Source organism: Geofilum sp. OHC36d9, from assembly GCF_052400685.1.
Lineage (GTDB): Bacteria > Bacteroidota > Bacteroidia > Bacteroidales > Marinilabiliaceae > CAZHHH01.
Genome location: NZ_JBQTGJ010000002.1, coordinates 370,343 through 383,996, shown reverse-complemented (window position 1 = coordinate 383,996; position 13,654 = coordinate 370,343). Strand labels below are relative to the sequence as shown.

11 protein-coding genes are annotated in these 13,654 nt (G+C 41.9%); 6 read left to right on the top strand and 5 right to left on the bottom strand.

Annotation, left to right across the window (positions count from 1 at the left end; genetic code table 11):
• Nucleotides 1-33: 33 nt before the first annotated feature.
• From sufD to kdsB, 5 genes are all read right to left on the bottom strand, one after another.
• A complete protein-coding gene (gene sufD / locus ACT3CD_RS04335; protein WP_444643290.1) occupies nt 34-1,419 on the bottom strand; it encodes a Fe-S cluster assembly protein SufD in 1,386 nt (461 codons plus the stop codon).
• Between the two features lie 4 nt (nt 1,420-1,423).
• Nucleotides 1,424-2,179, bottom strand: a complete 756-nt coding sequence (sufC, locus tag ACT3CD_RS04330) for a Fe-S cluster assembly ATPase SufC (RefSeq protein WP_444643289.1) — start codon at nt 2,177-2,179, stop codon at nt 1,424-1,426.
• Between the two features lie 63 nt (nt 2,180-2,242).
• Nucleotides 2,243-3,691, bottom strand: a complete 1,449-nt coding sequence (sufB, locus tag ACT3CD_RS04325) for a Fe-S cluster assembly protein SufB (protein ID WP_444643287.1) — start codon at nt 3,689-3,691, stop codon at nt 2,243-2,245.
• A 626-nt stretch (nt 3,692-4,317) separates the two neighbouring features.
• Complete coding sequence (locus ACT3CD_RS04320) at nt 4,318-6,327, bottom strand: alpha-amylase family glycosyl hydrolase (protein ID WP_444643285.1); 2,010 nt, start codon at nt 6,325-6,327, stop codon at nt 4,318-4,320.
• Nucleotides 6,328-6,633: 306 nt separating this feature from the next.
• Nucleotides 6,634-7,395, bottom strand: coding sequence for a 3-deoxy-manno-octulosonate cytidylyltransferase (kdsB, locus tag ACT3CD_RS04315; protein WP_444643283.1), 762 nt, complete (start codon nt 7,393-7,395; stop codon nt 6,634-6,636).
• A gap of 542 nt (nt 7,396-7,937) precedes the next feature.
• On the opposite strand from kdsB, the gene ACT3CD_RS04310 reads away from it, so the two are divergent.
• The 6 genes from ACT3CD_RS04310 to groL all read left to right on the top strand — a co-directional run bounded on the left by ACT3CD_RS04310 (nt 7,938) and on the right by groL (nt 13,232).
• Complete coding sequence (locus tag ACT3CD_RS04310) at nt 7,938-9,191, top strand: sigma-54 interaction domain-containing protein (protein WP_444643282.1); 1,254 nt, start codon at nt 7,938-7,940, stop codon at nt 9,189-9,191.
• Complete coding sequence (locus ACT3CD_RS04305; RefSeq protein WP_444643280.1) at nt 9,175-9,702, top strand: LptE family protein; 528 nt, start codon at nt 9,175-9,177, stop codon at nt 9,700-9,702. Before ACT3CD_RS04310 ends, ACT3CD_RS04305 begins: the two co-directional genes overlap by 17 nt.
• 3 nt (nt 9,703-9,705) lie before the next feature.
• Nucleotides 9,706-10,668: a hypothetical protein gene (locus tag ACT3CD_RS04300; protein WP_444643278.1), complete on the top strand. Its 963-nt coding sequence runs from the start codon at nt 9,706-9,708 to the stop codon at nt 10,666-10,668.
• A gap of 12 nt (nt 10,669-10,680) precedes the next feature.
• Nucleotides 10,681-11,037 carry a preprotein translocase subunit SecG gene (gene secG / locus ACT3CD_RS04295; protein WP_444643276.1) on the top strand — a complete coding sequence of 119 codons (357 nt, stop codon included), beginning with the start codon at nt 10,681-10,683 and terminating at the stop codon, nt 11,035-11,037.
• A 247-nt stretch (nt 11,038-11,284) separates the two neighbouring features.
• Complete coding sequence (locus ACT3CD_RS04290; RefSeq protein WP_444643274.1) at nt 11,285-11,563, top strand: co-chaperone GroES; 279 nt, start codon at nt 11,285-11,287, stop codon at nt 11,561-11,563.
• A gap of 31 nt (nt 11,564-11,594) precedes the next feature.
• Complete coding sequence (gene groL / locus ACT3CD_RS04285; RefSeq protein ID WP_444643272.1) at nt 11,595-13,232, top strand: chaperonin GroEL; 1,638 nt, start codon at nt 11,595-11,597, stop codon at nt 13,230-13,232.
• Nucleotides 13,233-13,654: the final 422 nt, after the last annotated feature.

Genomic DNA, 13,654 nt, shown 5'->3' with positions numbered 1-13,654 from the left:
GATTTCTATCGACTGCAGACACGCTTCGGGTTTTTAGTTGGCCAACAAAAAACTCTTGGATCCTTTGTTTTCGCATATGATACACGAGTCGCATTTGTCTAGTTCATGGCGGAAACGTTTTTCAACCAGATCGGTGATGCGCTTTTTTAACTCCGGAATTGATATTTTTTCTATCACTTCGTAAGCAAAAGCATACATCAACAATATATAGGCCTCCTCTTTGCCAATACCTCTTGCGCGTAAATAAAACAGAGCTTCCTCGTCGAGTTGACCAACAGTGGCGCCATGGCTGCATTTTACATCATCGGCGTATATTTCCAGCTGTGGACGGGTATTTATGCGGGCATCTTCGGTCAATAAAAGATTGTTGTTTGACTGATAGGCATTGGTTTTTTGAGCATCCGGACGTACCATAATACGGCCGGTAAATGAGCCTGTGCTCATGTCGTCCATCACGCCTTTAAACAATTCATTGCTTTCGCAGTTTGGAACGGCGTGATCAATGAATGAGAAGTTATCGACATGTTGATTTTTGTCGAGAAGATAAAGTCCGGAGACATGACATTCAGCTCTTTCGCCGCCCAGACGAACATTTATATTATTGCGGGCCACGCCTGCATTTAGGGTGAAATAATTGGCAAACAATATTGATTTTTCTTCCTGATTGAAGAAGTAACCACCTACCTGAACCACGCCGTTGTGGTGATTTTCCAGGTTGGTGACAATGAGATGGCCGGCTGCATCAACCTGTGCTTCGGTAACGGTATTTACCAGAAAACGTTTAGGGGTTAAAGCATGGTCACAAAGAAGTACCCGGGCCTGCGCATTTTCTTCTATCATTATAAAGTTACGTTGGTTAACCATCCTGTCGTCATCTCCCATCAGTATGTTTACCACTTGAAAGGGTTTTTCAACAATGGCGTTTTTCGGCACATAGACAAAAACCCCATCCTGGGCCAACATGGTGTTGAGGGCCACCAATGCATCATTTTCGACCGGTGCTATTTTGGCGTAATATTTTTTCATCAACTCCGGATATTTCAACGAAAGTTGCGAAAAGCTTCCAACGACGACCCCTTCGGGCAAGTCTCCTGCCGCTTTGAAAGAGACATATTTCCCATTAACCAGCGAAATGGTATGAGCTGTTAGCGTGTCGAGATTGCAGGTAAAGATATCTTCAACTTTACCGGTGAAACCCGACCCTTCGAAACTCATGGTGTATTTGCGGTTGAAAAAGGGCTGGAGGTTGGTATATTTATAGGCTTCCACTTTGGATGACGGGATGCCTGTTTTTTCGAATGTTTCCTGTGCTTTAACCCGTGCCGCATTGACTACAGGAGAGGCGCCCTCTTCAATAACAGCCCTGTTTTTAACAAACAGGTCATTGTAAGAGATGGTATCTTGTTGTAATAATTTCATAGTGTTACTCTCCAAACTCTTTTTTTATCCAGTCGTATCCCTTTTCTTCCAGTTCTTTGGCTAGTTCCTTGCCGGCCGATTTAACGATGCGTCCCTTGTAAAGTACATGAACGTGATCGGGAACGATGTAATCTAACAAACGCTGGTAATGGGTGATGACTATTGTTGCGTTGTCTTTGTTTTTTAATTTATTAACGCCATTGGCAACTACGCGCAGGGCATCAATGTCCAACCCTGAGTCGGTTTCGTCGAGGATCGAAAGTTTAGGTTCCAGCATGGCCATCTGGAAGATTTCATTTTTCTTTTTCTCACCACCTGAAAAGCCTTCGTTTACGGCACGGTTGGTTAAATCGGAATCAATCTCAACCAATTTCTTTTTATCCCGCATTAATTTCAGGAATTCGCTGGCCGACATTGGGTCTTGTTTCCGGTATTTCCGTATTTCGTTGAGTGAGGTACGCAGAAAGTTGGTCATGCTAACACCGGGGATTTCTACCGGATATTGAAAACTCAGAAATAATCCTTCACGCGCCCTGTCTTCGGGAGTCATATCTAACAGGTCTTTGTCGTTAAATATGGCGGTGCCTTCGCTTACATTAAATGTTTCGTTACCGGTAAGTACGGCGGCCAAAGTACTTTTTCCGGAGCCATTTGGGCCCATAATAGCGTGAATTTCACCTGGTTTAACATCCAGGTTGATACCTCTTAGTATCTCCTTGTCATCTATTTTAGCGTGTAAATTTCGAATCTTTAACATCATTGTGCTATTGTATTGCACGCTTCTACAACGAAGCGTTATGTTGTAAAATGTTTAATTATTGAGCTATCCCACACTGCCTTCGAGGCTGATGGCCAGTAGTTTCTGGGCTTCAACGGCAAATTCCATCGGTAGTTTGTTAATGACTTCTTTAACGTAGCCATTTACTATTAAGCCCACGGCATCTTCGGTGGATATGCCACGTTGATTGCAATAAAAAATCTGGTCTTCGCCAATTTTCGAGGTCGTGGCTTCATGTTCTACTTTGGCCGTGCTGTTGTTTATTTCGAGATAAGGGAACGTATGTGCACCACATTTATCGCCTAAAAGCAGCGAATCGCACTGTGAGAAATTACGTGCATTTTGGGCGCGTTTCCCTACTTTGACCAAACCGCGATAGCTGTTTTGGCTTTTCCCGGCCGATATCCCTTTGGATACAATGAGGCTACGGGTGTTTTTACCCAGATGAATCATCTTTGAACCGGTATCGGCTTGCTGGTAATTGTTGGTCAGTGCTACCGAATAAAATTCTCCCACCGAATGGTCACCCATGAGCACGCAACTCGGGTATTTCCAGGTGATGGCAGATCCTGTTTCAACCTGTGTCCACGATATTTTAGAATAGTCGCCTTTGCAAATTCCCCGTTTGGTTACGAAATTGAAAATTCCACCCTTTCCATTTTTATCCCCCGGATACCAATTCTGAACGGTTGAGTATTTTACTTCGGCGCGCTGTAGTGTAACAATCTCAACAACTGCAGCATGCAATTGGTTTTCATCACGCATGGGAGCTGTACATCCTTCCAGATAACTTACGTAGCTGTCTTCTTCGGCAACAATCAGGGTCCTTTCAAATTGACCTGTGTTTTGGGCATTGATGCGAAAGTAAGACGACAATTCCATGGGACACCTAACACCTTTTGGAATATATACGAATGAGCCGTCGCTGAATACGGCAGAATTAAGTGCCGCAAAATAATTGTCGGCAGGCGGAACCACCGAACCCAGATGTTCTTTTATCAGATCGGGGTATTTTTGAATGGCTTCGGAAATACTGCAAAATATAATGCCCCTTTCAGCCAGTGTCTCACGGAAGGTGGTCTTTACAGATACACTGTCGATGATGGCATCAACAGCTACGCCCGATAAAATTTTTTGTTCGTCCAACGGGATGCCTAATTTATCGAAGGTGGCTCTTAATTCCGGGTCTACCTCGTCCATACTGTTTAATTGCGGCTTCTTTTTTGGCGCAGCATAAAAGATGATATCCTGAAAATCAATGGGAGGAATATTTAGATGTCCCCATTCGGGTTTTTTCATCGTGAGCCAATTACGATAAGCTTCTAAACGAAACTTAAGCATAAATTCAGGTTCTTTTTTTGTCTCAGAAATAAATCGGATAACATCCTCGTTGAGGCCTTTCGGTAACATGTCCATCTCGATATCACTTGAAAACCCATACTGATATTCGCGACCTGTTACTTCTTCCAATAATTTATCTTGTTCTGTTGCCATAATAGATCTCTCTGTTTTAGTCATAAAGACAAATGCTCTGTGACTTATCCATTCACGTTAACTGTCATTTAAACAATGCTTTTTATAAAGGGTTCACCCAGTTTTTATTACATTTTTGGTGGCCATATAGTTTTTGGTTATAAAGGCTGTTTTTTATTAAGGGTAGGCTTGTGCTTTTGAACACATTAGGGTGAACAGCCTATGAAAATTTTGGGGGATAAAATTACAAAACTATTTAGATTAATTAAACTTAGAGAGAAGTTCTTTGCGGTGTTGAACTAATAAAAGATTTTTTAATCCTTTTTAAATAAACGAAAGCGGGTTTTACCGATGACATCGGTTTAAAGAGTCGGAAAGTTGTTTTGTGAGTTCGTTTTCAGCAGGTTGCTTATTCGGGTTTGTCTGTTAAGCTTAATTTTTGCATTAGGTGTGCTTGCAAAATGGTTATTTGTATTGGTTAAGTCGCATTTTTTGAACCAGACAATCACGAAGAAATTGGGCATGCGAATTTTTTACGTAAAATCAGGGTCAGTAAGAAAATCCCCGGGTTTGATAAGAAAGCCTCAGAATTGAAGCCTTCCATCTGCCATTAAAGATTTCAGACAAGCCCTAAATACTTGAAATGATCAGACGTCGTGCACGCGTTTAATTTTTTGTCTTTCGAAAACGAGAGCCGTGCGTGCCGGAATATAAAGCATTATTTGATGTTGATTGGGTTGAAGAGGTATGGCTTGCGAATAGTAGCAAATGTTTGTGTCAATGCGGTTAAATCCGCCAAAAAGCGGGTCGTCGGTGGACAGACGTAGTTTGAATTTTCCGGCAGCCACCGGGATGCCGTACCCTGTAAACGATTGGGTGGCGTTAAAGTTAAAGACGAATAACAAGTCATCTCTTTCAAATGCTAACACCTGGTCGTTTTGATTGTCCCATTTAAGATATATTTCAGGAATTGAAAGTAACCGATGGCTTTTAGCCAGTTCAATCATGCTTTGGTCAAAATCGCCCAGCCATTTAAATTTTAGTCGGGTGTCATCTACAAGACTCCATTGGCGTCGGGCGTGTTGGTATGACCAATTGTTGCCTTGTCGGGGAAAATCAATCCATTCGGGATGACCGAATTCATTACCCATGAAATTAAGGTAGCCGCCATAGGCGCCTGACAGAGTTAGCAGTCTTATCATTTTATGCAACGCAATGGCGCGATCGATAATAAGACTGGGTTGACTTTTGCTCATGAAATCGTAGATCTCTTTGTCGGCCAGTCGAAAGAAAATGGTTTTATCGCCTACCAGTGCCTGATCATGCGATTCGGCATAGGCAATTACTTTTTCTTCGGGCCGGTGTTGGGTTATTTCATGATACAGCTGTCCAACATTCCATTTTTCGTCACTGTACTCTTTAATCAGTTTTATCCAGTAGTCTGGTACGCCCATCGATAAACGGTAGTCGAAACCCAGACCTTGTTCTTCGGGTTTAGCCGTCAGTCCCGGGTAACCACTCATTTCTTCGGCGATGGATAATGCATTTGGTTTTATCTGGTGGATGAGCTGGTTGGCCAGGGTGAGGTAGGTGATAGCATCTAAATCTTCTTGTCCGTCAAAGTAGTCGTTGTAACCGGTGAAATCTTTTTCCAGACCGTGATGCAAGTATAACATGCTGGTGACGCCATCGAATCGGAAGCCATCGAAATGAAATTCTTCCAGCCAGTAGCGGCAGTTGGATAGCAGGAACCGGACGACTTCCTCTTTGCCATAGTCGAAACAACGTGAGTCCCATGCCGGATGATTACCCCGGCTGCCTTGATGAAAATATTGATGATAGGAGCCGTCGAAACGACTGAGGCCTTCTTCCTCATTTTTGACGGCGTGTGAATGTACCAGATCCATGATAACGGCCAGTCCCATTTGATGAGCTGTATTAACAAGGTGTTTTAGTTCTTCCGGGGTGCCAAAACGAGCCGAAGGGGCAAAGAAATTGCTAACGTGATAGCCAAAACTTCCATAGTAAGGGTGCTCCTGTATGGCCATTAGCTGAACTGTGTTATAGCCGGCATCTTTTATGCGGTGCAATAGTTGATCAGTAAATTCACGATAAGTGCCTACTTTGGGCGTTTCGAGAGCCATTCCAACGTGGGCCTCGTAAATAAGGGGTGGCTCGTGACCGATGGAAAAGGATTGGTCGGTCCACTGGAAGGGCTTTGTTTCTTGCACGCGGGCACTGAATAATAATGTATCAGGGTCCTGAGATACACTCTGAGTGTATGCCGGAATTCGCATGGCGCCTCCACCATTCCATTCAACCCATAGTTTGTAAAAATCACCATGTTTAAAAATGGTTTTGGGAAGTCTTATTTCCCAGATATCGTGGTCTTGTCTGTTGAGACGGAAGTCCGTTTTTGGTTGCCATCCCGAGAATTCGCCCACAAGGTATATTTGTGTCGCGTTAGGCGCCCACTCTCTGAAAACCCAACCTTCGGATTCCGGATGTAGTCCAAAATACTGATGGGCTGTACTGTATTTTTTAAGTGACCCCCACCGGGATTCTATTTCATTAAGCCGACTTTGAAACAGTGCATGTCGGCGTTCTATTTGAAGTGTAAAGGGTGCCAGCCAGCTATCGTAATCGGTTAATTTCATATGATTAAATTTATCTTTCAATGGTCATATGGAACTCTCGATGAATTTTAATCATTCTACTGTGTGTATTTTAGAATGCTAAAATTCATGTTCGTTTCATATGATTATAATTTGTTTTTCAGTTGTCATATGGAACTCGCCGGAATTAATCATCCCTCTGTGTGAGAGTTCCCTATCATGGCTCGTTTCATATGTTTATAATTTGTCTCTCAGTTGCCATGTGGAACTCGTCAGGATAATCATACTTCTGTGTGTGAATCAATACTCATGGCTAGTTTCATAATATGGTGAGTTTCGGTAGTTGTGTTAATAGGGCAAACCTTTTTTTAGCATTCGCGCCAAATCTTCAGGTGTGTCAATCCCGCTGCTGTTATGGGTTGCCAAACGTACGGCTATTTTGTACCCATTTTCGAGCCACCTGAGTTGTTCCAACGATTCGGCCATTTCAAGGGTCGAGGGTTTTAAGTTGGTTATTTCTCTGAGTATATCGCTGCGGTATGCATACAGCCCAATGTGCAGGTAGTAACGATATCTGGCGGTCCATTCTTCTTTTGGGTATTGACGCAGATAAGGAATAGGACTTCGCGAGAAGTAGAGCGCTTCGTACGAGGGGTTAAAAATAACTTTGGGCTTGTTGGCATCCCAAAGATCGTCAGGCTCTGTAAGTGGCTTCACCAGTGTCGCGATTTCGGTAACTGAGCTTCTAAAGCAGCCTGCCAACGTTTCGAGTAATGCGGGATCGATAAAAGGCTCGTCGCCCTGAATATTTATGACGATATCAAAAGTTTTGTTTTCTTTTTTTTCGATTATTGAAAGCGCCTCATTGCAGCGATCGGTTCCACTCTGATGTTGGGGAGAAGTCATGACTGCCTTGCCGCCAAATTGAGTTACTGCATTATAAATACGGTCGTCATCGGTGGCGACGTAAACATTTTTCAGAACTTTTTGGGCTTGTTCACAGACTCTTTGAATCATTGATTTTCCGCCAATATCAACCAGCGGTTTTCCTGGAAAACGGGTGGAGGCATATCGGGCGGGTATGATACCCAGAATTGTAGTATGGTTCATGATTGCTCTTAATTGTAGTTATTACTTCAAAGATAGAGCAATTAAAATAAACTAGGGTGATGTTTTCTGTTTCATTTTTAAGTTTAGGCCACTCTTTTGTAGTCTGCATTTGCGGGTTGTTGCAATTTATTTTGGCAGGATTTAAACTTTAATTTTAAGTACAAAGTGACTCGTTGAGGTTCCTAAAAGATTTTGTCGGTTTGTTTTACAATACTTTGTGTTGCTTTAGATATCGGACTGTTTTAAGTGCCATTTTATCCCTTCGTAAATTCTAGGTATAATTCAATCTAAATTGTAACTTTGTCAGTTGAGCCTGTAATTTTAGCAGTAAAGAAAGATTTATTGAGGCTTTGCGCTGTTTGTAACAGGCATTTGGTTATAATTAGTATTAGCAAGAAAGCTAAAGCGCTTGATAAGAAATGTTCAAATTTGAGGCTTGCAAAGTCCGAAAAATGGGAGTTTATTATGGAAAATGGCCATTTTGAGGAGAAGCATAACGAAGAAGGTGGCCTTTTCTGGTAAGCTTTAATTAATAATGCGTTATGAAAGACGTTCAACAAATAAAACAACGATTTGGAATTATTGGTAACTCCTACAGCCTGAATCGAGCCATTGATGTGGCGGTGCAGGTTGCACCTACCGATTTGTCGGTGCTTATTACCGGAGAAAGTGGAACAGGAAAAGAGGTGTTCCCGCAAATTATTCATCAGCATAGTGCCCGTAAACATGGACCTTATATCGCAGTTAACTGTGGTGCCATACCTGAAGGGACTATCGATTCTGAATTATTTGGTCACGAAAAAGGTTCTTTTACCGGTGCTTTGTCCGATCGTAAAGGTTATTTTGAAGAGGCCAATGGAGGTACCATTTTTTTGGATGAAATAGGGGAACTGCCACTTTCAACGCAGGTTCGTTTGTTGCGGGTATTGGAGACAGGCGAATTTATCCGTGTTGGATCCTCCAAATCCATAAAAACAGATGTCCGTGTTGTTGGAGCAACCAATGTAAATCTGGACAAAGCCATTGGAAACGGTGATTTTCGTGAGGATCTATATTATCGACTCAATAGCATCCCGATCACGATTCCCCCATTGCGAGAAAGGGTTGAAGATATTTATTTATTGTTTCGTAAGTTTGCGTCTGATTTTGCTGATCGGTATCGTATGCCACCTGTGAAGCTGGAAGAAGATGCTCGTCTATTACTTGAAAAATACCGGTGGCCGGGTAATATCCGGCAGCTGAAGAATATTACGGAACAAATATCTATAATAGAGAGCCAGCGTATTCTGGGGGCCGATAATCTTCGAAATTATTTGCCGCAACATGCGGGCGAAAATTTACCGGCATTGATGAGTGGTGGCGGGCAGCAGAGTAAAGGTGCCGATTTTAGCAACGAGCGCGAAATATTGTACAAAGTGCTGTTCGATATGAAACGTGATGTGAACGATTTGAAAAAGCTGGTTTTTGAAATGATGCAACACGGCGAGAATTTTGACCTGAAGGGTGAAAATGCGCAGATTATTCAGAATCTTTATCATAGCGATGGCGAGATTTTGAAACCAAGGCCGCAGTCTTCAACGCCAGCGCCATCTTATCCTTCAATTCGTCACAGTCATGGTATTGAAGATACCGAGGAGTTTGTTGAGGAATCGTTGTCGCTCGAAGACAAAGAAATTGAATTGATTGAGAAAGCTTTGGGAAAACATAGCGGGAAACGTAAAAATGCGGCGCAGGAATTGGGGATATCAGAAAGAACACTTTATCGCAAAATAAAAGAATATGGGATTAAAAGTTGAAAGCAGGCGGGGTAAAATTATCTTCGTGATGATGATTTTTGGCGCATTGGTGGCTGGCTGTTCCGTCAGAATGACCATGAATGGCTCCTCGGTACCCGAGAATGTTAAAACGGCATCGGTTCAGTATTTTCAAAACAGAGCAATGGTCATTAATCCGATACTCAGCCAGACTTTTACGGAAGGTTTGAAAGACAGGATTACCTCGGAGTCACGACTTATTCTGCAAGATGACATGGGTGATGTCGATTTTTCCGGTGAAATAACAGGTTACGAAATTCGTCCTATGGCTATTCAGGCCGATGCGCTTTCGGCCGAAACTCGTCTTACGATAACCGTAAAAGTTCGTTATCGCAATTTTAAAGATCCACGTGCCAATTGGGAGTCCACATTTTCGGCGTATTCCGATTTTGCAAGCGACCAAAGCATTTCATCCGTTGAGTCGGAATTGGTGACGGATATTGTAGATCAATTAACCGAGAATATTTTTAATAAAGCGTTTTCTGACTGGTAGCAGATGAATCGACAACAGATTATAGACCTGGTAAATAAACCCCATCATCTTAATGAGAATAGTCTTGATGAGATACGGGATATTTTGGATGCGTACCCTTTTTTTCAGGCAGGCCGTATGCTGTGGATTAAGAATCTGTATATGCTGGGACACATCAGGTATAATAATGAATTAAAATTGGCAGCAGCTCATGTACCAGATAGGGCGCGGTTGTATGAGTTGATTCACGCGAGTGTTATTTCGGATGATGCTGTAGATGAAAATATGGTTCCGGAAACGACAGCCACCTCTCAGGAATCAGAAGTGTCTGTCCCTGATTCTGATATTTTGGAGCAACCTGTAGGGGTGAACGGGCCTGATTATTTCGACGTAAATGATGTGTTTACGACACCATCCGGTACTACGTTTAATTATTCTTCAGATCGTTATAATACTGATGATAATCAGCGCCAGATTATTGAATCCAGTTTGCCGGAGGATGAAGAAAATATTGTACTTCCCAGCGGCGATTTGTTGGGATACGAATTGGGTCTGCCATCGTCCTATCATTTAACAGCTTCGGAGTCCTCTATTACCGCAAATGATGCACGTTCTTTTTCTGAATGGCTTAGCGTATTAAGATACCAGCCGGCTCCCGAAGTCATAAAACAAGAAACAAAACAAAAATCAGCGCCGGACGGCAAAAAAATGGATTTGATAGACAGTTTTTTAAAAAAGAACACTTCGCATCGTATTCGTTCAGTGGCTGGCGATAAAGAACCTCCAGTAAATGTTGACATATCGGTTAATAGTGTTCAGGAACACGACGATTTATTGACCGAAACACTGGCTAATATTTATATTCGGCAGAAGCATTTTTTGAAAGCAATAGATATATTCAATCGTCTGCGTTTGAAATATCCCGAAAAAAACATTTACTTTGCACGTCGAATCAAAGAGTTGGAAGAACTAATTAATAATCAGTAATAAGAATATAATATGTACGCATTTGTATCAGTTTTGGTGATTTTGGCCAGTATCCTTTTGGTATTGATCGTTTTGGTGCAAAACTCCAAAGGCGGTGGCCTGGCATCTAATTTTGCGTCATCCAACCAGGTGATGGGTGTTCGTAAAACAACCGATTTTCTTGAGAAAGCCACATGGACGTTGGCTGTCGTTATTTTCGTTTTATCATTGGTGGCTGTATTGGCTTTACCAAAAGAGCAGATGGGGAACCATTCTGTTATTGACGAACAAATTGAGAATATGTTACCAGCGCCTTCTGAAATGCCTGGTTTTGACGTGCCTGCTGTTGACGCTGGAGCACCTGTTTCAAATGAAGATTCTGTAGAATAAATTTATTTTTTTATAAAGTGTCAGAGTGTCAGGCTTGCCTGACACTCTTTTTTTGTTTTAAAATCAGGGGTTACGGTGTATTATGAGAAGGCGCTGTTCGGATGTGACGTTTGTGGTGTATTAAAAACAGGAAAAAATGTCATTCAATTGTCGGAAAATTGGTCATTCGTGACTTTGGCACGTTTTCTGAAATACGGAGACATGTAATTTATCGATTAAATGTTTAACAATTAAATAATAGATTGAAATGTCAACTTTAAAAGGAAAGATTCTTGCCGGTAAGGTTTTGGTGAAACCTCAGGCTGCCGAAGAAAAAACTTCTAGCGGAATTATAATTCCGGATTCGGCTAAGGAAAAACCATTGAAAGGCGAAGTTGTTTTGGTGGGAGCTGCAAAAAAAGATGAAGCAATGGAAGTTAAGAGTGGCGACACTGTGCTTTATGGAAAATATGCAGGCACCGAGCTAAATGTTGATGGAGAAGATTATCTTCTTATTTCGCAGAGTGACATTTTGTATATTGCATAATTAATTAACTGGTTTTAAATCGAATTAAGAAATGGCTAAAGAAATTAAATTTAATATTGAAGCCCGCGATCTGCTTAAGAAAGGTGTTGATGAGCTGGCTGATGCTGTAAAAGTAACACTGGGACCTAAAGGTCGGAATGTTGTCATTGACAAAAAATTCGGAGCACCTCATATTACCAAAGACGGTGTGACAGTTGCTAAAGAAATTGAATTGAGTGATCCTTTTGCTAACATGGGTGCTCAGATGGTTAAAGAAGTGGCTTCAAAAACCGGCGATGATGCTGGTGATGGTACCACTACAGCTACTGTTTTAGCACAGTCTATTATAAATGTAGGGTTGAAAAATGTTACAGCCGGAGCCAATCCTATGGAATTAAAGGCTGGAATCGATAAGGCCGTGGCTAAAGTGGTTGCCAATCTTAAAGCTCAGGCAAATGAAATTGGCGACGACAACCAAAAAATTGAACAAATTGCCCGTATTTCTGCCAATAACGACGAAGAGATTGGTCGTTTGATTGCTGAAGCAATGGAGAAAGTAGGACGCGAAGGCGTTATTACAGTTGAAGAAGCCAAAGGTATTGAAACTACTGTAGAAGTGGTTGAAGGAATGCAGTTTGACCGTGGATATATTTCTCCCTATTTCGTGACCAATACCGAAAAGATGGAAGCTGAGCTGGAGAATCCTTACATTCTTATCCACGACAAAAAGGTCAGCACCATGAAAGATTTGCTGCCGGTGCTTGAACAAACGGCACAATCTGGTCGTCCGCTGCTTATAATCGCAGAAGATGTTGATGGTGAAGCTTTGGCTACTTTGGTGGTTAACCGGTTACGTGGTTCATTAAAAGTTGCTGCGGTTAAGGCCCCAGGATTCGGCGATCGTCGTAAGGAAATGCTTCAGGATATTGCTGTTTTAACTGGTGGTACTGTTATCTCTGAAGAAACAGGTCTTAAGTTGGAAAATGCGACTCTGGAAATGTTGGGCACTGCCGAAAAGGTTTCCATTGATAAAGAAAACACGACCATTGTTAATGGTTCCGGCGACAAAGAAGCTATTGCTGCCCGTGCTGCTCAAATCAAAGCTCAGATTGCCAATACGACTTCCGATTACGATCGCGAAAAATTACAGGAACGTTTGGCTAAATTAGCCGGCGGTGTGGCTGTGCTTTATGTGGGTGCTGCTTCTGAAGTTGAAATGAAAGAGAAAAAAGATCGTGTTGACGATGCTTTGAGTGCTACTCGTGCTGCTGTTGAAGAAGGTATCGTTCCTGGTGGTGGAGTTGCTTACATCAGGGCCATCGAAGTACTTGAGAATTTGAAAGGTGATACTGAAGATGAAACAACAGGTATTGAGATTGTAAAACGTGCCATCGAAGAGCCATTGCGTCAGATTGTTTTTAACGCTGGCAAAGAAGGTGCTGTAGTGGTTCAGAAAGTACGTGAAGGTAAAGACGATTTCGGTTACAATGCACGTACCGATGAATATCAAAACTTCTATGCTGCCGGTGTAATTGATCCAGCTAAAGTAGCCCGTGTGGCTTTGGAAAATGCCGCTTCTATTGCAGGTATGTTCCTTACTACAGAATGTGTTTTAGTTGAGAAGAAGGAAGAAAATCCTGCTCCGGCAATGCCTGCTGGTATGGGTGGCGGTATGCCCGGAATGATGTAATAGTATATGTCTTAGGGTTAAAAATTTATGCCAAAGAGCCTTTCGTTTATGCGAAAGGCTCTTTTTAATTGGTGCTGTAGTAAGAAGACTTCATTCTTTTGTTACGCTCGTGTTTCAGATGGCCTTTTACAACAATAATCTCATGTTTTTGGAGCTGCCACTTTTCACTTTATGGATGAGATGATAGGCGCTAACTAATTTGGAATTACTTTATTTGGGTGGTTTATTCGGTCGATAAATTTTGTAACGAGAAACTACCTTTTTATGGTTTTTGACATGAGGCTTGCATGTCTGATCCCCGGTGCAATATTATATACGTGAAAAGCGGCTTTTCCCATTATGACTTACGTATTGTCAGATATTTAGTTAAAAAGTGAGAACCTGTTTTTTATCATCATTTGGCATGGTTTTATTCATTTAAT